Here is a 243-nt window from a genome sequence, read left to right on the forward strand (position 1 = left end):
TCAAGGTTACTTTTGGCAGCATCTCACCGGAGGCCAGAGAGTTGTACATCAAAGGAACGGCTTTGTTCAGCGCCACCGTGAACTGGAATGGCTTATGAACACGTTGGCCTGCAGGCTGACCAGACTGTGGGTCAGTCGGTACGGTAACGATATGTTTGAACTCTTGCACCAGCATTTCATCTTCGTGACCTTGTACAAAGATGTTACCCACGGATTCAGAGGTGAACGCGCCTGCAGTGATGT

Annotated in this window: 1 protein-coding gene; it reads right to left on the reverse strand. The window is 50.6% G+C overall.

Going from position 1 to position 243, the window contains the following annotated elements:
* The coding region (gene tssD / locus L975_RS17110) for a type VI secretion system tube protein TssD (protein WP_230400826.1) at nucleotides 1-241 on the reverse strand (241 nt) is incomplete at its 3' end.
* Nucleotides 242-243 lie beyond the last annotated feature (2 nt).

It is taken from the genome of Plesiomonas sp. ZOR0011, from assembly GCF_000800945.1.
GTDB classification, from domain to species: Bacteria; Pseudomonadota; Gammaproteobacteria; order Enterobacterales; family CAMTGL01; genus Plesiomonas; species Plesiomonas shigelloides.